This is a genomic window from Allorhizobium sonneratiae, assembly GCF_023700755.1.
Lineage (GTDB): Bacteria > Pseudomonadota > Alphaproteobacteria > Rhizobiales > Rhizobiaceae > Allorhizobium > Allorhizobium sonneratiae.
In genome coordinates, this window is sequence record NZ_JAMKOJ010000008.1 from 89227 (window position 1) to 115617 (window position 26391).

Genomic DNA, 26391 nt, shown 5'->3' on the forward strand with positions numbered 1-26391 from the left:
ATGCACTTTTCTTTGCCGCCGGTCTTGTCCATATTAGCGTCATGGCCAGATCATCGAAAAAATCCCCTTCACCGTCTTTGCCGGATCAGGATGCCGAGGACGCGCACGGCGGCTTTGCCGAAGCGCCGCAGGCTGCCTTCGAGGGCGCGCCGTTGAGCGGCAGTGTCGCCGACTGGGTGCGCCAGCTTGAGGCGGAGGCGGAATCGTCCGGCATTGAGACCCAGCGCGAGATTGCCTCGAAAGCAGGCAAACATCGTAAGAAGATCGAGATCGAGGCGCGGAAGAAGGCCGAAAGCGCAACAGCTACGCCAAAAACAACATCTTCCAAAACATCGCGGGGCGTTTCCATCGGTGCGTCATCTGACCCGAAAACCCGCGCGGCTGCCGGTCTCAATCCGGTGGCGGGCATGGATGTCAGTCTGGAAGAGGCGGGCAAGCTGGCGCAAAACGGCGTGACCGCCACGGTGGATGCGCTGACAAAACTGATCGAATCCGGCAATCCGCTGTTCAAGAACGGCCAGATATGGACGCCGCATCGCCCGGCGCGGCCGGAGAAATCCGAAGGCGGCATCGCCATCCGCATGGCGTCGGAATACAAGCCCGCTGGTGATCAGCCGACGGCGATTGCCGATCTGGTCGAGGGGCTGAACAATGGCGAACGGTCGCAGGTTCTGCTCGGCGTCACCGGCTCGGGCAAGACCTTCACCATGGCCAAGGTGATTGAGGCAACGCAGCGACCCGCTGTGATTCTTGCGCCGAACAAGACGCTGGCGGCGCAGCTTTATTCGGAGTTCAAGAATTTCTTCCCCGACAATGCGGTGGAATATTTCGTCTCCTACTACGATTATTACCAGCCGGAAGCCTATGTGCCGCGCTCCGACACCTATATCGAGAAGGAAAGCTCGATCAACGAGCAGATCGACCGCATGCGCCATGCCGCCACCCGCGCCATTCTGGAGCGGGATGATTGCATCATCGTCGCCTCGGTCTCGTGCATTTACGGTATCGGCTCGGTGGAAACCTACACCGCCATGACCTTCCAGATGTCGGTGGGCGACCGGCTGGACCAGCGGCAATTGCTGGCCGATCTGGTGGCGCAGCAATACAAGCGGCAGGATATCAATTTCGTCCGCGGCTCCTTCCGGGTGCGTGGCGATACGATTGAAATCTTCCCCGCCCACCTTGAGGATGCCGCCTGGCGCATCACGCTCTGGGGCGACGAGATCGAGGCGATCACCGAATTCGATCCGCTGACCGGCCACAAGACCGGCGATATGAAGACGGTGAAAATCTACGCCAATTCGCACTATGTCACGCCGCGCCCGACGCTGAACGGCGCGATCCGGTCGATCAAGGACGAGCTGAAACATCGGCTGGCGGAGCTGGAGCGGGCAGGGCGTCTGCTGGAAGCGCAAAGGCTGGAGCAGCGGACGAAATACGATCTGGAAATGCTGGAGGCCACCGGCTCCTGCGCCGGGATCGAAAACTATTCGCGCTATCTCACCGGGCGCAAACCGGGCGAGCCGCCGCCGACGCTGTTTGAATATATCCCGGACAATGCGCTGATCTTCATCGATGAATCGCACGTGACCATTCCGCAGATCGGCGGCATGTATCGCGGCGACTTCCGGCGCAAGGCGACGCTGGCGGAATACGGCTTCCGCCTGCCGTCCTGCATGGACAACCGCCCCTTGCGCTTTGAGGAATGGGACGCCATGCGCCCGCAGACGGTTGCCGTCTCCGCCACGCCGGGCAATTGGGAAATGGAAGCCGCAGGCGGCGTCTTTGCCGAACAGGTCATCCGTCCCACGGGCCTGATCGATCCGCCGGTGGAAGTGCGCAGCGCCAAGACGCAGGTGGATGATGTGCTGGGCGAAATTCGCGAGACCAGCAAGAAGGGCTATCGCACGTTGGTCACGGTGCTGACCAAGCGCATGGCGGAAGACCTGACGGAATATCTGCACGAACAGGGCGTGCGGGTGCGCTATATGCACTCGGATATCGACACGCTGGAACGCATCGAAATCATCCGCGACCTGCGGCTGGGCGCTTTTGACGTGCTGGTGGGCATCAACCTGCTGCGCGAGGGGCTGGATATTCCCGAATGCGGCTTCGTTGCCATTCTCGATGCCGACAAGGAGGGTTTCCTGCGCTCGGAAACCTCGCTGATCCAGACCATTGGCCGCGCCGCGCGCAACGTGGATGGCAAGGTCATTCTCTATGCCGACCAGATCACCGGCTCGATGCAGCGCGCCATGGATGAAACCGCCCGCCGCCGCGAAAAGCAGGTGGCCTATAACGAAGAGCATGGCATCACGCCGGAATCGGTCAAGGCGAAGATTTCCGATATTCTGGATTCGGTCTATGAGCGCGACCACGTCCGCGCCGACATTTCCGGCGCGAGCGGCAAGGGTTTTGCCGCCGGTGGCCATCTGGTGGGCAACAATCTGCAAAGCCACCTCAACGCGCTGGAAAAACAGATGCGCGACGCCGCCGCCGATCTCGATTTCGAACTGGCCGCCCGGCTGCGCGACGAAATCAAACGGCTCAAAGCCATCGAACTGGAAACGATGGAAGGCGAGGATTGGTCGAAACAATCGGTCGATCGCGGATCGAGCGCCGCCGATGCCGTGGACGGCATGTCATCCTCGGGCCAGCCCCAAGGAAGCAGAGCGGCAAACGGCAGGGGATCGGATGAGGGCGCGGATGCAAAACCCGGCCTCTTCCGCAAAAACACCCTCGACGAAATGACCGTCGGTCGCACGGAAAAACCCGTGCCCGGCAAACTGCCGGAAAAGCCCGAAACCTCGTCCGGCCGAAAAGGCCCGCTTCTCGAAGGCCAGGCAGAACGCCTGTCCCCGGACGATCCCCGCCCGCTCGTCCGCGGCAAGACCGGCGTCGGCTCTTACGAAGACCCGACGGAGCAGAAGCGCAAGGGGCGGACGAAGGGGAAAACGGGGAGGCCGGGGCGGTGATATGTGATTATTTTTTGTTGTACGCTGTGCAATCAAGAGTGTAGCTTTTTTGCAGTGTTGCCTTCTTAAATGTTTTTGTGTATGCAATTACTGATTGTTATTAAGGGGTTCTTATGAAGCCGAAAAAGCATATAAAAATAGCGTTATTTAATCATAAAGGTGGTGTATCCAAAACGACTTCCACCTTTAATATTGGATGGAAACTTGCTGAATTGGGCCGAAGGGTTCTCCTTGTCGACTGTGATCCGCAATGTAATCTTACTGGTCTTGTTCTAGAATATTCGCATCAGGATGAGTATCCATTTAATTCAGACGATCAAAGTAAACCGAAAAACATACGAGATGCTGTAGCGCCAGCATTTGACGGTCGTCCTAGGCCAATAGCAACGCCTGAGGTGCAAACTGTTGAAGGACGGGAAAATCTCTATCTTTTACCTGGTCATGTTGGGCTTAGTGAGTACGAGGGAAGGTTATCTATAGCCCACGAACTATCTGGATCTCTCACAAATTTCCAAAATATTCCTGGTGCACTTAGTCATGCCATAAATCTTGCTGCGAAACATAATGATATTGATATTGTATTAATAGATCTTAGCCCGAGCCTTGGTTCCTTAAACCAAAATCTACTTATGAGTAGTGATGGTTTTATAATTCCAATGGCTCCTGACTTTTTTTCAGGAATGGCCTTGCGCTCTCTTAGTTCAACGCTTCCCAACTGGGCTCAATGGTCAAAATCAGCTGGATCACATCAGATATTACGTGGCGCAGACTATCCTTGGAAGCAAAAACTGCCCAAATATATAGGTTCTATTGTTCAGAACTACAGAAGAAGATCAAGAGACGGTCAAACGGAGGTGAAGCCAACACGCGCTTTCCAAAAGTGGTTCGATGATTTGGCTGATATTATGAGTGGCCCTTTGATTCAGAGTCTAAAAGATGCTGGATTAACGCTTGAGTTAGGCCACGGACTCATTAGCTGAGGCAATCCATATCCTCGCCGCCGCAAGTTTGAGGGCGGCGAGATAATTATCAGCGCGCCGGTCGTATCGCGTCGCGAGGCCACGCATCTGCTTGATGCGGTTGAAGAACCGCTCCACGAGATTGCGCTGACGGTAGACCCAGCGGCTGAAGCTGAATGTCTTCTTTCGATTGCTTTTGGCTGGGATATTCGCCCAGCATTTGCGTTGCTTGGCGAAGTTACGAATGGCATCGGTGTCATATGCCTTGTCGGCAAGGATCGTTGTTCCGGGCTGAACGTCGCTCAGCAACTTTTCAGCCATAGGAGCATCGGCCGCCTGACCTGCGGTTAACTCCAGACGAACCGGCAAGCCATCAGCATCGACAAGAGCATGGATTTTTGTCGTCAGGCCGCCGCGCGAACGTCCCATGCAAGGATCTGCAGATCCCCCTTTTTTGCGTTGGCACCATGTTGGTGAACGCGGACACAAGAACTGTCGATCATCACGATGTCTCCATCATAACGCTTTGAAACAGCGTCGAGAAGGCGATCCCAAACACCTGCTTTGCGCCAGCGGGAAAACCGATTGTAAAGCGTCGTGCGCGGGCCATAACGCTCCGGCACATCTCGCCAAGACGAACCGGTTCTGAAACGCCACAGGATGCCGTTGATCACTCGGCGGTCGTCAACACGTTCAATTCCACGGGTATTGGTTGGCAGAAGCGGTGCAATGACATCCCATTCTTCGTCGCTCAATTCGTGACGGCGCATGGCATTCTCCTTTCACGGAGATTGAATCACACACCGCCGCCAAGATGAACCCCGTTTATGGGGACACTGCCTAGATAAATACGTATTTGCGTCTAGTCCTCCAGAGAAATTTATAATGGAAGTTCCAGACTTTAATAGTTTGATAGCAATATCTCAAGATTTGTCTAAGCCTGTATTTTCTTTAACAAGAGAAGAAATTAAAAATTCTGGTTCTGTCGCGAACAATCAACTGGCTAGTGTCGAAAACTTTGATAATATATATAGTCAAGGAGCGAAAAAGATAATCATTTTATCGGATTTTATATTGAATGATATATAATTTTTGTGAGCTAGCATTTCATCAAGCTATTCGAGATGCGTCTAGTGTTTTAAGTATTTCTGATGAATCTATTCATAGATCGCCACTTTTGCGTGGGGCTCTTCTTCTAGGCGTTGGTGCCTTTGATTTTTTGATGCATGAGTTGATACGTATTGTATCTATTCAACATTTGGCAAATGGTAAGCCGCTGCAATTAGAGGTTTCTTTAGCTGAAATACAGATTGATGGAATTGATATTGAAAAAGTTGTTGATCAAATTATTCGTAGGAAGAATGCCTACAAATCTTTCGTAAGTTCTAAAAATATCAAAGATGCTTTTAAAACTGTCCAGATTGATATTTGGACTGAAATGGCAAAATTTGGGGGTATTGATTCTAAAATTACAACCAAAAAGCTAGATGATATATGGAAATGGCGCAACAGGATAGCCCATGAAGGAGATCTAATTCCTAGCAATCTTGTTTTTAAAAATTGGCCTATATATTCTGATGATGTCTCTGATGCTATAGATTTCCTTAGTGTTACTGGTGATCGTGCAATTTATGTTCTTAGAAATATTTATGATTGATCATTTTTCTCTTTTTTATTTATTGTAGATTTAAATATATTAAACAATAAGTTCTTAACTTATTGGTATCGCGATTACGGCCCGATCTCGCCAAGATTGCGCAGCAGGTGCTCGCGTTCAAAGGCGATGTGGCGGCGCAGGCCTTCGAAGAAGCCGCGCAGCATATAGCCGATGGCTTCGACATTGACGTCGTCCTTGCTGGCCAGTTTCAGCAGGGAATCGGTCAGTTCCTCGGCAAAACATTCGTCTTCGCAATGTTCGAATTTCAGCCGGTTCAGGGTTTCGGCCAAGTGCGGGCGGTTTTCGCTCTGCCGTTCCAGCCAGGGAAACAGGATGCTCTCCTCATAATGATGCACGCCACGGATCAGGGGTGTCAGCGCCTTGGCCGCATAGATGCATTTCTGCCGGTTGATGTTGGCGGGCAGCGAGTCGGCGATGTCTTCGAGTTCGTTGCACAGCGCCAGTTGTTCCGTATGGGCGCGTTTCAGCCATTCCACGCTGGTGTCGCAGGGCGGCAGCGGCGCGGCCTCGCGGGAAAAGGGCAGGAGTGAGGCAGGTTTCAGCTCGGTATCGGTGCTTTTCGTCATTCTGCTCTCCGTCAAGCCGCGGCCTGTCGGTTTATGGTGAGGCGCGGTCTTGCGATGCGCGTTGCGGTCGGTCGTCTGGCGGACAGATTGAAAAAATGCGTCGGAACCATCTCTCCGCCCGGCGCTTTCCAATGCAGTGGTTCATAATGGCAGCTACGGCAAAGGTGGCATTGATCCAGATCAATGGTTTTGCCGCAGGCAGCTGCTTGCTTTTGCGCGGGGCTGATCTACCTCATCGATGTGTTCAGCACCGCGCCCCTTGTCGGGCCTTGACGTCTTTCAACCTTGCAGGGGACGGCAAGGAGTGACAAAAGATGATGGCAACGTGGCGCATATCGTGTGTGCACGCGGATGAAACTTTGCTGCATCATTGTTCAAATCGCGTTTGATTTGCGCAATTATGCAGCATCGAATTGTGATCAGCATGAAGTGGAGCTTTCCATGCAACAGGCGGAAATCGGACTGATCGGTCTTGGCGTGATGGGGTCCAACCTCGCGCTCAACATTGCCGAGAAAGGCAATCGCATTGCGGTCTACAACCGGACCCATGAGCGCACCCATGAATTTCTCGGCGAGGCGGGCGATCTGGCCGGCAACATCATCGGTTGCGACACGATCGAGGAATTTGTCGCCGCCATCCGGCCGCCCCGTCCGATCATCATCATGATCAAGGCGGGCGATCCCGTCGATCAGCAGATGGAGCTGCTCAAGCCGCATCTTGCCGCCAATGACATCATGATCGATGCGGGCAATGCCAATTTCCACGATACGATCCGCCGTTTCGACGCGCTGAAGGATTCCGGCCTGACCTTTATCGGCATGGGCGTTTCCGGCGGCGAAGAGGGCGCACGGCATGGGCCTTCGATCATGGTCGGCGGCACGGAAGACAGCTGGAAGCGGGTGGAAAAGGTGCTGACCTCGATTTCCGCCAAGTTCAACGGTGATCCTTGCGTGGCCTGGCTCGGCACCGATGGCGCGGGCCACTTCGTCAAGACCATCCATAACGGCATCGAATATGCCGATATGCAGATGATTGCCGAAATTTACGGAATCCTGCGCGACGGGCTCGGGCTGTCGGCGGGTGAGATTGCCGAGGTGGTTGCCGGCTGGAACAAGGGTCGCCTCAACTCCTATCTGATCGAAATCACCGAAAAGGTGCTGGGCGCGGCAGACCCGATCACCGGCGCGCCGATGGTTGACATGATCCTCGACGCCGCAGGCCAGAAAGGCACCGGCAAATGGTCGGTCATCGAGGCGCAAAACCTCGGCGTTGCTGCCACCGGCATCGAAGCGGCTGTGGCGGGCCGCGTGCTCTCCTCGCAGAAGCAGGAGCGGGAGGCGGCGGAAAAGCTCTTCGGCCTGCCGAAAGCACACTCCGTTTCCGACAAAAAAGCTTTGATCGCCGATCTGGAAAGCGCGCTGCTGGCGGCCAAGATTGCGGCCTATGCGCAGGGCTTTGCCGTAATGGCGGCGGCTTCGAAAGAGTTCGGCTGGTCGCTGCCCATGCCGGTGATTGCCAAGATCTGGCGCGCCGGCTGCATCATCCGCTCGCAGTTCCTCGATGAAATCACCTCCGCTTTCACCAAGGACCCGCATGTCGCCAACCTGATCGTCACGCCCGCCTTTTCCGAGATGGTCAAGGAAACCGACGGCGCTCTGCGCCGGGTGGTCTCCCATGCGGCGCTCTCCGGCCTGCCGATTCCGGCGCTTTCCTCGGCGCTTTCCTATTTCGACACCTATCGCCGGGGTCGCGGCACCGCCAATCTCATTCAGGCGCAGCGCGATTTCTTCGGCGCCCATGGTTTCGACCGCGTCGATGGCAAGGATTATCATCACGGCCCCTGGGGCAGCGGTGCGGCGATCTATTGATCGCCACGATGATCCAGTTTGTTGTGTATAGAAGCCGGTAGAACCCTACCGGCTTTTTCAATTCCATGGCACTTGTTGAGAATGACAGAGACAAAAGCCATGATTTTGGGCTCATCCGGCCCGGTTCTCACCGCCGACGAGGTGGCCTTCTTCAAGGACCAGCAGCCTTGGGGCTTCATTCTCTTTGCCCGCAATTGTCTCGATGCCAGCCAGATTGCCGATCTGGTGGCATCGATGCGCGAAACGGTCGGCGGGCGCAACGCACCTGTGCTGATCGATCAGGAAGGCGGGCGGGTGCAGCGCATTCGCGAGCCGATGTGTCCGCGCTATCCCTCCGGCGAGGAGATCGGCAATCTTTATCGCCGGGATCAGGAAAAGGGGCTTCGCGCCGCCTGGGTGATGTCGCGGCTGCATGCCTTCGATCTGATGCGATACGGCATCAATGTCGATTGCCTGCCGGTGCTGGATGTGCCGGTGGAAGGCGCCAGCAATGTCATCGGCAGCCGGGCCTATGGTTTCGATCCGCAAACGGTGGCGGCGATTGGAGCTGCGGCTGCGGCGGGCTTGAAGGCGGGCGGCGTGCTGCCGGTGTTGAAGCACATTCCCGGCCATGGACGCGGCATGGCCGATTCCCATCATGAACTGCCGGTGGTCGATGCATCGCGCGAGGCGCTGATGGCGCATGACTTTCCGCCCTTTCAAAAGCTGAATAGCGAACTGATGGCAATGACCGCCCATGTCGTCTATTCCGCCTTCGATCCGGCCTCTCCTGCCTCGACCTCGAACGTGATGATCGATGAGGTCATTCGCGGCCTGATCGGTTTTGGTGGGCTGCTGATGAATGACGATATCTCCATGAACGCGCTGAAAGGCACGATGACCGAGCGGGCGAAAGCGGTGATGGCGGCGGGCAATGACGTGCTGCTGCATTGCCACGGCATCATGGAGGATATGGTGGCGCTGGCAAAGGAAGTGCCGGTGCTGGCTGGCGCAAGTCTTGCGCGGGCGCAGGCGGTGGAAGCCGCTTTCGGTCCCGGCGAGGCTGGTGACGAGGCGGCGCTGCGTGACGAATTTGCCGCCCTGATGGCGACGGGTTAAACGATGGCGGATGCAACGGCCAGCCTGCCCGTGCCGATGGGGGCTCTCTGGCAGGAAGGCGACGCAGAGCGCGCCAGCGGCGATCCGGCACTGGTCATCGATGTCGGCGGGTTTGAAGGTCCGCTCGATCTTTTGCTGTATCTGGCGCGCAATCAGAAGGTCGATCTGTCGCGCATTTCCATTCTGGCGCTGGCCGAGCAATATCTTCGCTTTGTCGAAGAGGCGCGGCGCATCCGCATTGAGCTGGCGGCGGATTATCTGGTGATGGCCGCATGGCTTGCTTATCTGAAATCGCGGCTCTTGTTGCCGCAACCGACCAGGGATGACGAGCCATCCGGTGAGGATATGGCGGCAGCGCTTGCTTTCCGGCTGAAACGGCTGGAGGCGATGCGCGATGCGGCGGGTAGGCTTGTCAACCGCAACCGGCTGGGCCGGGATGTCTTTGCCCGTGGTGCGCCTGAACATGTGCCGGATCGGGTGCAATCGGCTTTTGAAGCGAGCCTCTACGATCTCCTGTCGGCCTATGCGCAGTTGCGTCAGCGGCAGGCCTTTACCCAGGTGACGATCGAAAGGCGGCGGGTCTGGTCGCTGACGGATGCGCGCGAACTGCTCTCCCGCATGATCGGCGAGGTGAGCGACTGGACGGCGCTTGACCGATATCTGCTGGATTATCTTGCCGATCCTTCCGAACGCATCACCGCGCTGGCCAGCGCCTTTGCCGCTTCGCTGGAACTGGTGCGCGAGGGCAAGCTGGAACTGCGCCAGGCGGGGGCCTTTCAGCCGATTTTCATGCGCGGCGGATCGGGCAGGGCGGCGGTGCCTCAGGAGACTGCGCATGAGGGATGAGGAAGAGGCTGCGCGCCAGCAAAAACTGCCCGGTCTCGACGATCACCGCTGGCGGGAGGCGCTGCGTATCGTCGAGGCTCTGGTCTTTGCCTCGGCAGAGCCGGTTTCGGAGGCATTTCTCGCCGAACGTCTGCCGCGCGGCACCGACATAGCGGCGCTGATGCGGCAATTGCAGACCGAATATGCGCCACGCGGGGTCAATCTGCTGCGCATCGACAATCACTGGGCTTTCCGCACAGCGTCAGACCTTGCCTTTGCCATCCGTCGCGAGCAGACAGAGGTCAGGAAACTGTCGCGGGCGGCGCTGGAGGTTCTGGCGATCATTGCCTATCATCAGCCGGTGACGCGGGCGGAAATCGAGGATATCCGCGGCGTCCAGACCTCGAAAGGCACGCTCGATGTGCTCTTGGAGGCGGGCTGGGTGCGCTTTCGCGGCAGGCGGCGCACACCGGGCCGCCCGGTGACTTTCGGTACGACACGGGATTTTCTCGATCATTTCGGCCTTGAGGATATTCGCGATCTGCCGGGTGTGGAGGAGTTGAAGGGCACGGGCCTGCTCACCGGGCGCATTCCGGCGAATTTTCATGTGCCTTTGCCCGGAAACACCGAAGACCTGTCAGAGGATGAAGACCCGATGACGGCGCAGGATATCGAGGAACTGGGGCTGCTTGTGCCCGGTGGCGCTGAAGACGATGACGCGGGGTGACAAATCTGTGAAATCCCATAGGAAAGTCAGGGCTTTCATGCTTCCTGCTTGCCACCCCCTGTCTGACATGCCAATCAACATAAACGAGTCTTTGCTTTGTTTACGTTTGTCTTCTCGGGGAAGCCGGTTTCCACTTTTCCTCGGACCACACTCTAAAAAAAGCGGATGAAAGAGCGATTTAAGCTGACATTCGTTTGCGCATGGGCAAATGTCTGCTTAAATCAGGAGAAGGGTTGAATAAGGAGTAGAGCCGATGGGTTCGTTGAGTATCTGGCATTGGCTGATCGTTCTGGTGGTCGTTCTTCTGTTTTTTGGCGGCCGTGGCAAGATTCCGGAACTGATGGGCGACTTCGCCAAGGGCATCAAGAGCTTCAAGAAGGGCATGGCCGACGACGAGGAGGAGCAGAAGTCGAAGACCGTGGATCATAAGCCAGAAGATAATAAATAAGCGGCACGTCGCCTTAAGGTCTGGCCAGCCATGCACAATATGGTTGTTTTCAGATCATGGCGGCGGTTTGCGGAGCGTGAAGAATGCTGGATATAGGCTGGAGCGAGTTGCTGATCATTGCGATCGTGATGATCGTGGTGGTTGGGCCGAAAGACCTTCCCCCGATGCTGAGGGCGTTTGGCAAGATGACCTCGCGGCTGCGTCGGACGGCGGCGGATTTTCGCGCCCAGTTCGACGAAGCCTTGCGTGAGGCCGATCTCGATGATGTGCGCCGCACGATCCATGATGCCAGAAGCCTCAATCCAGCCAATGCGCTGCGCGAGGCGATCAATCCGCTGCGGCAGATGGGCGCCGATCTGAAGTCGGATCTGCAAAGGGCAACCCAGGTCGATCATTTCCCCGAGGATGAGGGGCATGATGTGCCACTTCTCGGTGAACCGGCAAAGCCGATGGGGCCGGATGATGTGCCGCCGCTGGCTGCGAAAGCGGAGCCGTCATCGGTAAAACCGGCACAAGTCGTTTCTCAAGCACCACAGACGACGGCAGAGCCTGTGGTCAAGGCCGATCCGGTCAAAGCCGGGTTGGAAACACCGAAACCCGCGACAAAGCGCGCACCGCGCAAGGTCAAATCTGCCGAAACGGCAACGGCTGAAACGACACAGGATATAGCTGCAGCTTCCTTGAAAAAGGCACCTGCCAAGCCGAAGCGGGCTGCCGCTTCTGCCAGGCCGAAAGTGGCTGTCAAATCCGAGGCTGCCAGCCCGTCTTCTCAGCCTGCCGCTGCCGAGGTGAAGCCTGCGACGGTGCGCAAAAGCCGGGCAAAGACACCGGTTGTTGCTGAGGATGCGACCGCTCCGGTGGCAAAAAAGACAGCGACCCGCAAGAAAGCCGCGGTCGATAAAACAGAGGTGAAGGCCGCCGTGACGGCACCGCAAACACCTGGCAAGGATGAGGCATGAGCGACGACATCGAGGACAAGCCCCAGCCGTTGATCGAGCATCTGATGGAGTTGCGCACGCGGCTGATCTGGTCGCTTGGTGCCTTTTTCATTGCCTTCATCGTCTGCTTCTTCTTTGCCAAGCATTTGTTCAACCTGCTGGTCGTTCCCTATAAATGGGCGGTGGTCTGGGCACATCTCGATGTGGCAAAGGCAGAGTTGATTTACACCGCGCCGCAGGAGTTTTTCTTCACGCAGGTGAAGGTGGCGATGTTCTGCGCCATGGTGATTTCCTTCCCGATCATTGCCGCGCAGATTTACAAATTCGTTGCGCCCGGCCTTTACAAGAATGAGCGTCAGGCCTTTTTGCCGTTTCTGATCGCGTCGCCCATCCTGTTTCTCATGGGCGCCTGTCTGGTCTATTTCTTCTTTACCCCAACCGTCATGTGGTTCTTCCTGTCAATGCAGCAGGCGCCGGGGCAGGGCGATGTGGCGATTTCGCTGATGCCGAAAGTGTCGGAATATCTCAGCCTGATCATGTCGCTGGTTTTCGCCTTCGGTCTGGTCTTCCAGTTGCCGGTGGTGACGACGCTTCTCGCCCGTGTCGGCATCCTTGACAGCAAATGGCTGGCGGAAAAGCGGAAATATTTCATCGTCATCGCCTTCATTCTTGCCGCTGTGCTGACACCGCCGGACCCGATGTCGCAGGTTGGTCTTGCCCTGCCGACAATCCTTCTCTACGAGGTCTCGATCTATGCTGCGCGCATGGTGGAGCGTCAGCGTGCCGCGCGCGGTGAGGAAAGCTCGACAGAGATGACCACCCGCGACGACAGCTGAGGCATCCGACTCTGCCCTTTCACAAGGCGGCTGCCGGTGTCAGCCGCTTTACCTTTATGATCAAACCATTGCGGAACGACCATGCTCGATATCAAATGGATTCGTGAGAACCCCGAGGCTCTCGATGCGGCGCTGGCCAAGCGCGGCGCCGAGCCCCAGTCTGCCAGCCTGATTGCGCTCGATGAAAAGCGCCGTGCGGTTGTTCAGTCCATGCAGGATATGCAGGCCCGCCGCAATGCCGCCTCGAAAGAGATCGGCATGGCCATGGGCCAGAAAGATATGGAACTGGCGGACAGGCTGAAAGCCGAAGTCGCGGCGCTCAAGGACACGCTTCCCGCAGCAGAAGAGGAAGAGCGTCGTCTGACGGCGGAGCTGAACGACGCATTATCGCGCATCCCCAATGTGCCGCTGGACGATGTGCCTGTTGGCAAGGATGAGCATGACAATGTCGTTGCCCGCATCCATGGTCAAAAGCCCGGCTGGAATCATACGCCGAAAGAGCATTTCGAGATTGGCGAAGCGCTGGGCTATATGGATTTCGAGCGTGCCGCCAAGCTTTCGGGCGCACGTTTTACCGTTCTGACCAGCCAACTGGCGCGGCTGGAGCGGGCGCTCGGCCAGTTCATGCTCGATCTGCACACGCGCGAACATGGCTATACGGAAGTGTCGTCGCCGCTGATGGTGCGTGATGACGCGATGTTTGGCACCGGCCAATTGCCGAAATTCGCCGAAGACCTGTTTCGCACCACCGATGGCCGCTGGCTGATCCCGACAGCCGAAGTCACGCTGACCAATCTGGTTGCAGGCGAAATTCTCGATGCCGAGGCTCTGCCCCTGCGCTTTACCGCGCTCACGCCTTCCTTCCGCTCGGAAGCGGGCTCTGCCGGTCGCGATACGCGCGGCATGCTGCGCCAGCATCAGTTCTGGAAATGCGAGCTGGTATCGATCACCGATGCCGAGAACGCCATTGCCGAACATGAGCGGATGACGGCCTGCGCCGAAGAGGTGTTGAAGCGGCTTGGCCTGCATTTCCGCACCATGACGCTCTGCACCGGCGATATGGGCTTTGGTGCGCGAAAGACCTATGACCTTGAAGTCTGGCTGCCGGGACAGAACACCTATCGCGAAATTTCCTCCTGCTCTGTCTGCGGCGATTTTCAGGCGCGGCGGATGAATGGCCGCTATCGCAACAAGGATGGCAAGGGCACCAGCTTCGTGCACACGCTGAACGGCTCCGGCACGGCGGTCGGTCGCTGCCTGATTGCTGTTCTGGAAAACTATCTGAACGAGGATGGCTCTGTCACTGTTCCGGACGTGCTGCTGCCCTATATGGGCGGCATTACCCGGATTGAAAAAGCATCCTGATCGATAAGAGAGGAGCGATATGCGCATTCTGCTGACCAATGACGACGGCATCCATGCGGAAGGGCTCGCCGTTCTGGAGCGGATTGCGCGAAAGCTCTCCGACGATGTCTGGATCGTGGCGCCGGAGACGGATCAAAGCGGTCTTGCCCATTCGCTGACACTGTCGGAACCTTTGCGTCTGCGCGAAATTGCCCCACAGCGCTTTGCGCTGCGCGGGACGCCGACCGATTGCGTGATCATGGCAATTCGGCAGGTTCTGCCCGGCAAGCCTGATCTGGTGCTCTCCGGTGTCAATGCAGGCGCCAATCTGGCTGATGACGTGACCTATTCCGGTACGGTTGCTGGCGCCATTGAAGGCACCGTGCATGGGGTGCGTTCCTTCGCGCTCAGTCAGGCCTATAGCTATGTGGCGGGTGACAGCATTCCCTGGCAGGTGGCGGAGCAGCTTGCGCCGGATCTGATCGGCAAGCTTATGAGTGCGGAGATCCCACCCGGCACCCTGCTGAACCTGAATTTTCCCAATTGCCAGCCGGAGGAGGTCGAAGGTGTCGAGGTGACCTCCCAAGGCAAACTCGATTTCGGCTTGAGTGTCGAAGAGCGGCTGGATGGGCGGGGGCTGCCTTATTACTGGTTGCGATTTGGTGACCGCAAGGGCAATTTCCGCGCAGGCACCGATATCAGGGCTTTGCGTGACAGAAAAATATCCGTTACGCCGTTGAAGCTGGACATGACCGATTATGCCGTGCAGGATAACATTGCTGCGGTTCTGGACACTGGGGATCCTTCTTGAAACCTGCCATGCTCGAACGGGAAGGATTTGCTGCAACAGTTCTCAGGCTACGTGGCGAAGGTATTTCCGATATCAATCTGTTAACGGCGGTCGAACAGACACCGCGCTCGAAATTTGTCGCTCACCATCTCCTGGATCAGGCTTACTCCAGCGGCACGATTCCAATCGAATGCGGATCCTTCATGGAAGGGATCGATCTGGCTGTACGGTTACTGGATCGGCTGAAGGTCACAGGCGCACAGCGTGTCTTGGAAGTTGGCACCGGCAGCGGTTTCATGACGGCTGTCATGGCCCGACTTGCGGAACGGGTCATTTCCGTGGAGCGCTATAAAACCCTGGTGACGGATGCTCAGGCACGGCTTGACCAGCTTGGTATCCGCAATGTGATCCTGCGCCATGGGGACGGTATGAATGGCCAGCCGGGTGAAGGAACCTTTGACCGAATTTTGGTGACGGCGGCTTTTAGCTCCATGCCGAAAATCTTTACCGAGCAACTGGTGCATAATGGTATTTTGCTGGCACCGATCATGGTTAGCGCAGACCGATGCGTTATGATGCGACTGACGCGTACCGGCAGCCGATTTGAGCGTGAGGATCTGTTTGAGGTGCCTTACCAGCCGATCATACCACATGTCGCGGTCTATCTGTGAGCCGTCTTGATTTTGATGATACCTGTGCCTGCAAGGGTCAGAGTGCGCCGGAGGCGGGCTTTTCATCAGCCTGCCGGAGAAATGCAGGTAAAGTGTGGAGCGGTTTTCCGTCCCGCAATGCGTTATAACAAACGTTGCTGCAGCAATTTATCTGCTGCATGATTTTCTTCCTGAACCGGAATCGATTTAAGGATGTCAGCATCAGGTTCGGTTCCTTTCTTTTTGTATGTTGTTTCAGGAAGATCATTCGCTTTTGGGCACGGATTTGATGGCGTCTCGCCCGATCTTGAAACCGGCGACCGTCTTTTGAGATTTTGCAATGCAGCAGAAAATTAGAAAATGATTTCTGCTGCTTTATCTTCTTATTTTATAGCTGATGTTTGCATTTTTGCGTCTGCGCAAAGCGATCATGCTGATTCCGACATTTTTGAACATGCTGCGTCGCATGAAATCGTTTTCAGCTTGGAAAACCATTGTTTTTTATCAAAATTGCAAATGTTGCGCATAGGACACAGATCGATGAATGTTTGAAATAAAATTTCTCCAGTGTGGAAGTTTTATATGTTTTTTAAAAATGTGTTTTAAAGATCATCCAGTGTCTGCTTGTCGTTGGAATTTTTACGTCAATTGTTATCGTGAGCGGCAGCAGGCAGGTGCTGGGACGGTGATTGTGTTTGAAAATGTCAATTGTATGATTGCCTTAGTACCTTATGGAGCGGGGATTTATGAAGTATTTTGATATGAGGACAGGGTTTCTTTCGCTCGCCGTTCTGACGGCTTGCGTGACAGGGGCCAACGCAGGCGGTTTCTCGATGGGGGAGGCTGATACGGATATTCTGTATCAGGATGGAACCGTGATCAGCGGCGGCGTTATTTATGTCAAGCCGCAAGTCAAGTACAAGACAATATCCGGTGTAAAGGCAACGGATGGTGCCTTCAGCGACGATTTCGCCATTCCAAGTTTTGCGGCAAAGACGCAGATATTCGACCCGCTTGGCTGCGCCTTCACGTATACCCAGCCGTTTGGCGGATCGTCCAATTATGGCGCGCAGGCTCAGGCCGCCGACCATGCTGTGCCGACAGCGCCGAATTACTATTCCAAAAAGAAATTCACCACCAATGAATATGGTCTGACCTGCGCCTTGCATTTCGATGCCGGTCCCGGTCGGCTGTTCCTGATCGGTGGCGGTTTCATTCAGGATTTCGATTACAACGCCTATTCCTACTACGGCAATCTGCATCTGAAGGATGATGGTTCGCTCGGCTATCGTCTGGGTGTCGGCTACGATATTCCGCAATACGCCATGCGCGCGCAGTTGATGTATCGCTCTGCCGTCAAGCAAAAGACCGATGGTGATTTTACCCCGATTGCCCTTGCCGGCTTTATTGGATCGTCGGCTGTTTCCGCCAACGGCACGGGGACATTGCCGCAATCCGTCAAGCTCAGCCTTCAATCGGGTATTGCGCCTGACTGGCTTGTTTATGGCTCGGTGAAGTGGACGGACTGGAGCGTGCTTCAGACACTGGACTACAACATCACCTATCTGGGCGCCCAGCATGATGCTTACTACTGGAAGGATGGCTGGACCGTTCAGACCGGTGTTGGGCACAAGTTCTCTGAAAAAGTTTCCGGCACGGTCAATGTGACCTGGGATAAGGGTGTCAGCAGCGGCGCGGACATCTGGACCGACACGTGGACGCTGGGTGCTGGCGCTCTGGTCAAGCTTGGTCCGGGTGAATTGAAGCTCGGCGGCGCTGTTTCCTATATTTCTGGCGGCAGCCAATACATTGTCGATGGCGCAAACTTCAATGCAACAACAGGCACAAATTGGGCCTATTCGCTCGGTGGCGGTTATTCGATCAAGTTCTGATTGTGAGAGGGGAGAAAAAAGGGAGCGTTCTCGCTCCCTTTTTTCGTTTTCGCTTTCTTGTGTCTGAAAGGTCTTGTCTGACCAGTCCTATTGCTGATCACATCAGCGGTTTTGTTGCTAATTTGCAACGTCCTCATTCTCTTCTTCGTCAACCCTCTGGCGATATGATTATGTCCATTTCCCGCCACAAAGGGAGAGCATCGCTGTTTCGGGTCAGGGGTTTTGAAGCAAGTACTGTTATGCGCTCATCAGATGCGGTTACCATCGGGGGCACAATCCTGTGCAGTTCGGTTAAACTGCATTGTTCAGATCAGTAAAGCTTCAAGCTTTTGCCTATCCTGTGATTCCACGGCTGTATTGTCGCCGCCTTTTTGGCAATATCGGCCAATCGTGTCTGTGGTCTCGTTAGGTGAGGGAATGTTAAGGCAATGCAGAAGCATGTATTGGCTCTTGATCAGTGTCTTAGTATTGCCTTGAATAGAGTTTATGTACGAAAACATGGCGAGCATTTACCGGATATCAACATGTTTTCGTCGAAATCGCTCTATGGATGAATTGTAAAATCTCAGGGCTAAACCCTTGCCGGCTTCCTTTTGGCGGTTTTGAACTGCAAGGGCGGGCTGGGCAATTGATGTGCTTTACTTGCGCAAACAAGAACCGGTGTAGTTGAAATGTTGACTGTGAAATATGGAATGGTCAATTCGGTGTGGGAGCGTTCCCTTGCCATTGCCGTTTCGGTACTGTTGCTCAGCTTTTGCAATTGTCCTTCGGCCCGCGCCTTCGATATAAAATCGGGCATCTCCAAGGATTCCGGTCCCTTTGATCTGTTCAAATTCGGTTATAACGCCCAGAAAAACGGCAATACAGAGGATGCTGTCGAGGCCTATCGCTATGCGGCAGAAAAGGGTCATACCGGCTCACGCTGGGCTTTGGCCAATATGTATGCCGATGGCGATGGCGTGGTGAAGAACGACTACGAAGCCTTCAAGATCTATTCGGAAATTGCCGATCAGGGCGTTGAGCCCGGCTCGGAAGACAGTGTCTATTTTGTCCATGCCCTGATGGCATTGGCCCATTATTATCGTGAGGGCATTGCCAACAGTCCTGTGAAGATCGATCTCAATCAGGCGCGCCAGCTTTACTTCCAGGCGGCATCGGCCTTTGGTTTTCCAGATGCCCAGTACCAGCTTGGCAGGATGTTGCTGAATGGCGAGGGCGGCAAGAAAAATGTTCAGCAGGCGAAGAAGTGGCTCAACCTTGCCCGCAAGAATGGGCATGCCGGTGCGATGGCGCTGCTTGGCAATGTGCTGTTTCAGGAAGGTCAAAAAGAGCGCGGTCTGGCCTTCATGACCGCGGCCATCGACAAATGTGCGCCCAAGGACTGCCCCTGGATCGAGGATCTGCAGGAACGGGCCTTTTCGCTTGCCGATGAAAAGGTTCGTCGTGTCGCCGTGGCCATGGCGCCAGAGGTTTCCCAGCAGCCCTGAGGGCGGCAGAGGAGCCGATCAAAATGCAAATCAAAATGCAAAATGACCGATCACCGGCACATGATCGGAGGGCTTTTCCCAGCTTCTGACCTGCCTGTCGATCTCCGTCGAGATCAGCCGGTCGGTTGCCTCTGGCGATGTCAGGAGATGGTCGATGCGAATGCCATTGTTTTTCTGCCAGGCTCCGGCCTGATAATCCCAGAAACTGTAGAGTTTAACCGCATCTGTGGTGGCGCGCACGGCATCCGTCAGGCCGAGATTAGTCAGACGGCGGAAGGCCGCCCGTGTCTCAGGCAGGAACAAGGCATCCTGCGCCCAGACAGACGGGTCGAAACAGTCATGCGGCTGCGGGATCACATTGTAATCGCCTGCGAGAATCAGTGGCTCTTCCAGCGCCAGCCGTTCTTCGGCAAAGCGTTTCAACCGTTCCATCCAGGCCAGTTTATAGGGATATTTTACCGGATCATCGGCTGGATTGCCATTGGGCAGGTAAAGCGAGCAGACGCGTAAAACGCCGGACGGAACGGAAAACACCCCTTCGATAAACCGTGCCTGCTCATCTGTCGCATCTCCCGGCAGGCCGCGATTGACTTCATCGGGACGGACTTTCGACAGTAACGCAACCCCATTGAACCCCTTTTGTCCATGGGTTTCAACGTGGTAACCGAGCGCTTCAATAGGCTCACGCGGGAAGGACTCATCAACGGATTTTATTTCCTGCAGGCAGGCAATGTCCGGGCTTGCTGCTTCCAGCCATTGCAGCAGATTATCGATGCGGGCCTTGATACCGTTGATGTTCCAGGTGGCGATTTTCATGGCCTCATCCTTTGCTGATCATGATGTCTTTTATCGCAAAGCGCCGATGAGGCCAGAGGCAGATTGCAAAAATCAGATGGCAAAGCTGGTGCCGCAGCCGCAGCTGGCAACAGCATTGGGATTGTTGATTTGGAAGGATTGGCCGAGAAGATTATCGACGAAATCGATTTCCGCACCCTCCATATAGACCAGCGACATTTCGTCGACCAGCAGAGTGGCGCCATCACGCTCCACCACCAGATCGCCCTCCTGAGGGCCGGTCTCGAGGTCGAATTTATAGGAAAAGCCGGAGCAGCCGCCGCCTTCGACGGAAACGCGAAGGGCGGTCTTGCCCTCTTCGCCGGCGATGATTCGCTGAATGCGGCGGGCAGCATTTTGGGAAAGCGTTACAGTTCTGGATGTCATTTTTGCCTCACAACGGGGTCAAGACCCGCAGAAACCTGAGAGCATCTCCGGCGGCAAGCCGTAAATCCCTCTCTTATAACCATAAAAGCTGGAAACACCCTTTATCCTGTCATTGGATGCAGGCGTTTCTTTGCTTATATAGGTATGGATTAGCTGGCAGGGCGTCAATGGGGCAGGATAGGGACGGCATGACGATCGATAGAAATGCATTGGGTTTCGGCTTTGGCGAGCGGGCGATTTTTGCCGCCGATCCATGGACCAGCCGTGGCAGGCTCTATCCGGAAGGCTCCAGCCTGACGCGGTCCGATTTCCAGCGTGACCGCGACCGTATCGTCCATACGACCGCCTTTCGTCGGCTGAAGCACAAGACGCAGGTTTTCATCGGTCCTGATGGCGATCATTATCGCACGCGGCTCACTCATACGATCGAGGTGGCGCAGATTGCCCGGGCGCTGGCGCGCGCTTTTCGCATTGATGAGGATCTGGCCGAGGGCGTGGCACTGGTGCATGATTTCGGCCATACGCCCTTTGGTCACACGGGTGAGGATGCGCTGCATGAGTTGCTTGAGCCCTATGGCGGCTTCGATCACAATGCCCAGTCGCTGCGCATCGTCACCAAACTGGAGCGGCGCTATGCCGAATTTGACGGACTGAACCTGACCTGGGAGACGCTCGAAGGGCTGGTCAAGCATAACGGGCCGCTTTTGACGGCGGATGGCGAGGGAACCCGTGGACCTGTGCCCTTGCCGATTGTCGAATATTGTCAGTTGCAGGATCTGCACCTTCATACCCATGCCAGCCTTGAGGCGCAGGCCGCGGCTGTGGCCGATGATATCGCCTATAACACCCATGACATCGATGACGGTCTGCGTTCCGGCTATCTCAGCTTCGACATGCTGGAGGAGGTGCCTTTTCTGGCCGGGTTGATGCGCGAAGTGCATGACCGCTATCCGAAGCTGGAGCCGGAGCGTTTTACGCATGAGATCATGCGCCGCCAGATCACCCGCATGGTCGAGGATGTGATTGCGGTGGCGCAATCGCGGTTGGCGCGGATCAGGCCCATGTCCGCCGATGATATCCGTCAGGCCGGTGAAACCATCATCACCTTTTCCGATGCGATGGCTGAGACGGACCGACAGATCAAGAAACTGCTGTTTTCCAGAATCTACCGGCATCCCGATATCATGCGCATCCGTGCGGCGGCGGCCAAGATTGTCGCTGATCTGTTCCATGCCTATATGGACAATCCCGCCCTGATGAAGAGTGACTATTGGGTGGAGCATATCGCCGGGCTGGAAACGCCGGCGAAAGCGCGCCATGTCGGTGATTATCTGGCTGGCATGACGGATACCTATGCCGAGCGCGCTCATCGGCAGATGTTTGACCATACGCCGGATTTGCGTTAAAGCGCGTGGCGTCTGGCGCTCCTGAAGGGCGCCAGGCCTTTGCTCGCGTCTAGCGATCATCAGCAGGTGGTTTCATCCATGGTTCGCAGGTTGGTCGCAGACGTCCAAGATGCCGGTTTTGCGACCGGCGCGCATGTCTCATTGTCTGGATTATTCCCATGAATCTGTTTGCCGATTTTGAAGCCCGCATCAAGAATGCTCTTGAAACCCTTGATATCGTCAAGGAAAACCGAAGCGAGCTTAATTTTGGCCGGATTGTCGTGGAAGCGCCGCGCGATGCCAGCCATGGCGATGCCGCCACCAATGCCGCTATGGTCCTTGCCAAGCCTCTGGGCCTTCAGCCGCGCGTGCTGGCCGATCTTCTCGGCGAAAAGCTGAAGCAGGATGCCGATGTCGCCGAGGTTTCGGTGGCCGGTCCCGGCTTTTTGAATATCCGCCTTTCTGTCGGTTACTGGCAGCGGCTTCTGGCGGTCATGATGGCTGAAGGTGTGGATTTCGGTCGATCAAATCTTGGATCCGGTCAGAAGGTCAATGTCGAATATGTCTCGGCCAATCCGACCGGTCCGATGCATGTCGGTCATTGCCGGGGTGCCGTGGTTGGCGATGCGCTTGCCAACCTGCTGGGTTTTGCCGGTTATGACGTCACCAAGGAATATTACATCAACGATGCCGGTTCCCAGATCGATGTTCTGGCGCGGTCTGTCTTCATCCGTTATCGCGAGGCTTTGGGCGAAAGCGTCGGCGCGATCCCTGCCGGTCTTTATCCGGGTGATTACCTGAAGCCGGTGGGCGAGGCGCTGGCGCGCGACTATGGCGTCAAGCTGCACACCATGCCGGAAGAAGAGTGGATGGCAATCGTCAAGGAACGCGCCATCGATGCGATGATGGCGATGATCCGTGAGGATCTTGCCGCACTCAATGTGCATCACGACCTGTTTTTCTCCGAACGTCAGCTTCATGCCGATGGCGGCGCGGCCATTCGCACAGCGATCAACGACCTGACGTTCAAGGGCCATGTCTATCGTGGCGCGCTGCCGCCGCCGAAGGGGCAGGTGCCGGAAGATTGGGAAGACCGCGAGCAGACCCTGTTCCGCTCGACCGAAGTGGGTGACGACATTGACCGGCCGCTGATCAAGTCCGATGGCAGCTACACCTATTTTGCCGCTGATGTCGCGTACTTCAAGAACAAGTTCGACCGCGGTTTTTCGCAGATGATCTATGTGCTGGGCGCCGATCATGGCGGCTATGTCAAACGGCTGGAAGCCGTGGCACGGGCGGTGTCGGAAGGTGCCTCGAAGCTGACCGTGCTTCTGTGCCAGCTGGTCAAGCTTTATCGTGATGGCGAGCCGGTGAAGATGTCGAAACGTTCCGGCGACTTTGTCACTTTGCGTGATGTGGTGGATGAAGTGGGCCGCGATCCGGTTCGGTTCATGATGCTTTATCGCAAGAACAGTGAGCCGCTGGATTTCGATTTTGCCAAGGTGACGGAGCAGTCGAAGGATAACCCGGTTTTCTACGTGCAATATGCCCATGCCCGCTGCATGTCGATTTTCCGCCAGGCGGAAGAGGCTTTTGCCGGTGTAACTGCCGATCTTGCTGCGATGAAGGATGCCGTCAGCGAAATTGGCGATCCGGCGGAACTGCAACTGATTGCAAAGCTTGCAGAATATCCGCGTATCGTTGAGGCAGCCGCCCAGTCCATGGAGCCTCATCGCATCGCATTTTATCTGTACGATCTGGCCAGCTCCTTCCATGCGCATTGGAATAAGGGTAAAGATCAGCCGGAATTACGATTTGTTAACGATAAAAACCGACAATTGACCTTGGCCAGGCTTGGGCTTGTTCATGCTGTCGCCTCTGTTTTGAAATCCGGCTTGGCAATTACGGGCACGGATGCGCCGGAGGAAATGCGATAGTGTGATGCATGTGCCCGTTACTCCCGGCTTGTCGATGTGTCGCGTAGCAAGTGGATCAGGGTATGGTGCAAAAACAATCCGCATATGACAGGGACGCTGGCGGGCGCGGCTTTGCCGATGACGACCCGTTGGCGGAGCTTGCCCGTCTTGTCGGCTATGATGCACCCGTTGCTCGCCGACAAGAACCCGAGATGACCGCGCCCGAGACTGGAATCGGATATGGCGGATCTCACGACCTGTCCTGGGGGCAGGTGCCATCAGAGCCTGTGGCAGCGCCCAATGAGACATATGTAGGTGAGACTTTATCCTATGCTTCGCCATCGCAGCAGCCGCAGGATCCCGTTTATTCCGGCGGCGATGCCCTTGCTGATGAGCTGGAATGGTCGATGGAGCCGCAGCTTGCGCCTGCAACCGCACCATCTGTGCGCCATGGTGCAGCCGATCCGCAAGGCGGCTATGGCAGTCATCGCCTGCCGCTGGCCAATTTCAGTCCGGCAACCCCGGCACGACGGGTTGAAGAGCCGGTCTTTCAGCAGCCCAGCCCGCCGCAAGTGCCTGTTTCCTCGGCGCCGCAGCCGGTTGAGGAACCCGATTATGATTTTGGTTTTTCGCCCCCTCCCATATCGAGTGCTGCGCCGCCCGTTATGCATCAACGATCGGTCGAGCCGGAGCTGGATCTGAGTGCACGCCGCGAAACATTGGCTGCTCCCTCGCCGGTTTCGCCATCGCCGACACGGACTGAGCCGTCTTTTGAAGCCGTTCGCTATGATGCGCTCAGTGCGCCGTCTTCATCCGGCAAACCTGCCTCGGGTGATTTTTTTGCAGCTCTAGCGTCAGGCGAAGCTCTGTTTCAGGAGCCGCCCGTCCAGGCGCGAATGGAGCCGCGGATGGAGGCATCGTCGTCTCAGCCGAGCGTTGCGCCGCAGGCCGCAATGGATGAGCCGCTGGAAAATCTGGATTTCGATCTTGAGGATATCACCCTCGATCTCTCCGATCTCGAAATGGAGCCGGTGGCAGTGCCTGCTCCGGAGCCGGTCCATTTTGTTGCAAAGCCTGAGCCTGCGCCGGTTGCAAGGCCTGTCAGCGCCCCGGTTGCGCCTGCCGCGTTGGTGAAAAGGCCTGTTGTCTCTGCTCCAGCTCCAACTCCTGCTCCGGCACCTGTCGCGGATAATGTGCCCGGTCTTCCGTTCGACAATGCAGAAATTGCTGATCAGGATGAATTACTGGAGCCTGTATCGCATCTGCATGTGCCGGACCTGCCGCCAGTCGAAGACAAGAAGCCGGTCAGCTACACGCCTGATTATGATTTCGATATCGATGCGGAGCTTGCCAGCCTGCTCAATCAGGCTGGTCATGGTGGTGGCAAGACGGCGGCTGCTCCGGTCGCCGGGCAAGCACCATCCGAGCAGCCGTCAGCAGTGCGTGTGGCAAGGGCAGACCTTCCTCCTGTCGTGGAAAAGGTACGTAGTCTGCCAGGGGATGATTTCGACGTTTTCGAAAAGGCCCTTGAGGAGGATTTCCGCAAGAGCCTTGATGAAACCGGACCGTTTCGTTCTTCTTCTTCGGGGATGGCTTCTGCCGGAGTGGCGGATGTCTCTCTCGATCAGACAGGCAGGATGGATGATTATGACCCCGAACATTCTGGTGGCGGTCGAATGATCGCTGTCGCTGCCGCGGCGGTCGTCGTTCTTCTCGTTGCTGGTGGCGGGGTCTATGCCTGGTTGAAGATGAAAGACCCACTGGCGCTTGAAGGGGGTAAGCCTCGCATCGTCATGGCTGACAAGGCACCGGTCAAGGTGGTGCCGACCAATCCCGGCGGCAAGGTTGTACCCAACCAGAACAAGGCGGTTTACGAGCGCGTCTCCGGCGATGGTTCCGAGCAGCCGCAGCAGAAGCAGTTGATCACATCCGAAGAACAGCCCATGGATGTGAGCAAACAGACCGACATGACCAATATGCCGATGGACAGCGACACGGGCGCTGACGCAAATGCGGCTCAGAACGGGGCGTCTGCAAATGGTCAGCCTCTGGTGACGCCGCAACGGGTGAAGACCATGATCGTGCGCCCGGATGGTACGCTGGTGGCGGCGGATACCGGATCGTCGTCAGCAACACCGGCTGCATCATCGCAGGATCAGCAGGTTCAGCCGCTTAACGCACCGCCGGCAAACGAAACGACCGATCAGGCCCTGGCGTCTGCCGGTTTTTCGACAACAGCGGCGACGCCAACTGCTCAGCAACCGGCTGCGGATAGCGGCGATCTCACAGGCGTTCCGGCACCCAACATGCCTGTGCCTGTTGCCCGTCCTAACATTCGGTCTGTGCCTGCTGCCTCAGCCCCTGCTGTGCAAAGGGCGTCTCTGGCAGCGCCCGTTGCTGCCCAGACGTCTCCGGCCACAGCGGCTGGCGGCGGCTATTATATCCAGATTTCGTCGTTGCCGTCGGAGGCAGACGCACGCAAGAGCTATGAACGGCTTTCGTCCAAATTCGCGGGCGTGATCGGCGGCCGGGCGCATGATATCAAGCCCGCTGAAATCCCCGGCAAGGGGACGTATTATCGTGTCCGGATTGCTGGCGGCAGCAAGGATGAGGCGGCAGCGCTCTGCGAACGTTACCGTCAGGCAGGCGGCAGCTGCATGCTGGTCCGCTGATCCGTTCGAGCAAAACGGCCATATGATTGGCGCCTTGCGTTTTATAAAACCCAAGGCGCCATTAATTGTCCTTAAAGCATGTCGCGTTTCATTGTCCTCAATGAAACGAGAACGT

General features: G+C 56.3%; 24 protein-coding genes. 20 read left to right on the forward strand and 4 right to left on the reverse strand.

The features are described from left to right. The first annotated feature begins 41 nt into the window (after window positions 1-41). Together uvrB and NAC44_RS15120 are read left to right on the forward strand one after the other, a co-directional pair. Complete coding sequence (uvrB, locus tag NAC44_RS15115) at window positions 42-2975, forward strand: excinuclease ABC subunit UvrB (RefSeq protein ID WP_250942075.1); 2934 nt, start codon at window positions 42-44, stop codon at window positions 2973-2975. Between the two features lie 113 nt (window positions 2976-3088). After that, complete coding sequence (locus NAC44_RS15120) at window positions 3089-3955, forward strand: ParA family protein (RefSeq protein WP_250942076.1); 867 nt, start codon at window positions 3089-3091, stop codon at window positions 3953-3955. Here the strand turns inward: NAC44_RS15120 and NAC44_RS15125 are convergent. Then, a protein-coding gene (locus NAC44_RS15125) for an IS5 family transposase (RefSeq protein WP_250942077.1) occupies window positions 3932-4704 on the reverse strand; the annotation gives its coding sequence in 2 pieces (ribosomal slippage) (window positions 3932-4375 and window positions 4378-4704; 771 coding nt in all). The two genes, NAC44_RS15120 and NAC44_RS15125, sit on opposite strands and share 24 nt — an antisense overlap. Before the next feature lie 115 nt (window positions 4705-4819). On the opposite strand from NAC44_RS15125, the gene NAC44_RS15130 reads away from it, so the two are divergent. Together NAC44_RS15130 and NAC44_RS15135 are read left to right on the forward strand one after the other, a co-directional pair. Next, entirely contained in the window at window positions 4820-5023 is a 204-nt protein-coding gene (locus NAC44_RS15130; RefSeq protein WP_250942078.1) for a hypothetical protein, read from the forward strand. Continuing rightward, a complete protein-coding gene (locus tag NAC44_RS15135; protein WP_250942080.1) occupies window positions 5013-5591 on the forward strand; it encodes a HEPN domain-containing protein in 579 nt (192 codons plus the stop codon). Before NAC44_RS15130 ends, NAC44_RS15135 begins: the two co-directional genes overlap by 11 nt. A gap of 74 nt (window positions 5592-5665) precedes the next feature. Here NAC44_RS15135 and NAC44_RS15140 read toward each other — a convergent pair whose 3' ends face one another. Next, window positions 5666-6178, reverse strand: a complete 513-nt coding sequence (locus tag NAC44_RS15140) for a hemerythrin domain-containing protein (RefSeq protein WP_250942082.1) — start codon at window positions 6176-6178, stop codon at window positions 5666-5668. Window positions 6179-6619: 441 nt separating this feature from the next. Between NAC44_RS15140 and gndA the strand changes: the two genes are divergently transcribed. The 13 genes from gndA to exoR all read left to right on the forward strand — a co-directional run bounded on the left by gndA (window position 6620) and on the right by exoR (window position 19082). Further along, window positions 6620-8047, forward strand: a complete 1428-nt coding sequence (gndA, locus tag NAC44_RS15145; RefSeq protein ID WP_250942084.1) for an NADP-dependent phosphogluconate dehydrogenase — start codon at window positions 6620-6622, stop codon at window positions 8045-8047. A gap of 81 nt (window positions 8048-8128) precedes the next feature. After that, window positions 8129-9145: a beta-N-acetylhexosaminidase gene (nagZ, locus tag NAC44_RS15150; RefSeq protein ID WP_250942086.1), complete on the forward strand. Its 1017-nt coding sequence runs from the start codon at window positions 8129-8131 to the stop codon at window positions 9143-9145. A 3-nt stretch (window positions 9146-9148) separates the two neighbouring features. Then, the gene (locus NAC44_RS15155; RefSeq protein ID WP_420839960.1) at window positions 9149-9991 is read left to right on the forward strand and encodes a segregation and condensation protein A; all 843 of its coding nucleotides are present in this window, start codon (window positions 9149-9151) and stop codon (window positions 9989-9991) included. After that, complete coding sequence (gene scpB, locus NAC44_RS15160) at window positions 9981-10697, forward strand: SMC-Scp complex subunit ScpB (protein WP_250942088.1); 717 nt, start codon at window positions 9981-9983, stop codon at window positions 10695-10697. Before NAC44_RS15155 ends, scpB begins: the two co-directional genes overlap by 11 nt. 253 nt (window positions 10698-10950) lie before the next feature. After that, window positions 10951-11145, forward strand: a complete 195-nt coding sequence (locus NAC44_RS15165) for a twin-arginine translocase TatA/TatE family subunit (RefSeq protein WP_250942090.1) — start codon at window positions 10951-10953, stop codon at window positions 11143-11145. Between the two features lie 83 nt (window positions 11146-11228). After that, a complete protein-coding gene (tatB, locus tag NAC44_RS15170) occupies window positions 11229-12104 on the forward strand; it encodes a Sec-independent protein translocase protein TatB (protein WP_250942092.1) in 876 nt (291 codons plus the stop codon). Further along, window positions 12101-12919, forward strand: coding sequence for a twin-arginine translocase subunit TatC (gene tatC / locus NAC44_RS15175; protein WP_250942094.1), 819 nt, complete (start codon window positions 12101-12103; stop codon window positions 12917-12919). The genes tatB and tatC overlap by 4 nt, the downstream gene beginning before the upstream one ends. Window positions 12920-13000: 81 nt before the next feature. Next, a complete protein-coding gene (gene serS, locus NAC44_RS15180; RefSeq protein WP_250942096.1) occupies window positions 13001-14284 on the forward strand; it encodes a serine--tRNA ligase in 1284 nt (427 codons plus the stop codon). A 19-nt stretch (window positions 14285-14303) separates the two neighbouring features. Then, window positions 14304-15074 carry a 5'/3'-nucleotidase SurE gene (gene surE, locus NAC44_RS15185; protein WP_250942098.1) on the forward strand — a complete coding sequence of 257 codons (771 nt, stop codon included), beginning with the start codon at window positions 14304-14306 and terminating at the stop codon, window positions 15072-15074. Next, window positions 15071-15724, forward strand: coding sequence for a protein-L-isoaspartate(D-aspartate) O-methyltransferase (locus tag NAC44_RS15190; protein ID WP_250942100.1), 654 nt, complete (start codon window positions 15071-15073; stop codon window positions 15722-15724). The genes surE and NAC44_RS15190 overlap by 4 nt, the downstream gene beginning before the upstream one ends. Before the next feature lie 523 nt (window positions 15725-16247). Continuing rightward, window positions 16248-16463: a hypothetical protein gene (locus tag NAC44_RS15195; RefSeq protein WP_250942103.1), complete on the forward strand. Its 216-nt coding sequence runs from the start codon at window positions 16248-16250 to the stop codon at window positions 16461-16463. Window position 16464: 1 nt separating this feature from the next. Continuing rightward, window positions 16465-17595 (forward strand): OmpP1/FadL family transporter, encoded by a 1131-nt coding sequence (locus tag NAC44_RS15200; protein WP_250942105.1) that lies wholly within the window; start codon window positions 16465-16467, stop codon window positions 17593-17595. 692 nt (window positions 17596-18287) lie between these two features. Further along, the gene (exoR, locus tag NAC44_RS15205; RefSeq protein ID WP_420839963.1) at window positions 18288-19082 is read left to right on the forward strand and encodes an exopolysaccharide production regulator ExoR; all 795 of its coding nucleotides are present in this window, start codon (window positions 18288-18290) and stop codon (window positions 19080-19082) included. 30 nt (window positions 19083-19112) lie between these two features. On the opposite strand, the gene xth is transcribed toward exoR, so the two are convergent. Continuing rightward, window positions 19113-19898: an exodeoxyribonuclease III gene (gene xth, locus NAC44_RS15210; RefSeq protein ID WP_250942107.1), complete on the reverse strand. Its 786-nt coding sequence runs from the start codon at window positions 19896-19898 to the stop codon at window positions 19113-19115. A gap of 72 nt (window positions 19899-19970) precedes the next feature. Next, window positions 19971-20303, reverse strand: coding sequence for an iron-sulfur cluster insertion protein ErpA (erpA, locus tag NAC44_RS15215; protein WP_250942108.1), 333 nt, complete (start codon window positions 20301-20303; stop codon window positions 19971-19973). A 188-nt stretch (window positions 20304-20491) separates the two neighbouring features. On the opposite strand from erpA, the gene NAC44_RS15220 reads away from it, so the two are divergent. The 3 genes from NAC44_RS15220 (at window position 20492) to NAC44_RS15230 (ending at window position 26276) form a co-directional block, all read left to right on the forward strand. Then, a complete protein-coding gene (locus tag NAC44_RS15220; RefSeq protein ID WP_250942109.1) occupies window positions 20492-21709 on the forward strand; it encodes a deoxyguanosinetriphosphate triphosphohydrolase in 1218 nt (405 codons plus the stop codon). Window positions 21710-21867: 158 nt separating this feature from the next. After that, window positions 21868-23625: an arginine--tRNA ligase gene (argS, locus tag NAC44_RS15225; protein ID WP_250942110.1), complete on the forward strand. Its 1758-nt coding sequence runs from the start codon at window positions 21868-21870 to the stop codon at window positions 23623-23625. A gap of 62 nt (window positions 23626-23687) precedes the next feature. Beyond that, complete coding sequence (locus NAC44_RS15230) at window positions 23688-26276, forward strand: SPOR domain-containing protein (RefSeq protein WP_250942111.1); 2589 nt, start codon at window positions 23688-23690, stop codon at window positions 26274-26276. The last annotated feature ends 115 nt before the right edge of the window (window positions 26277-26391 follow it).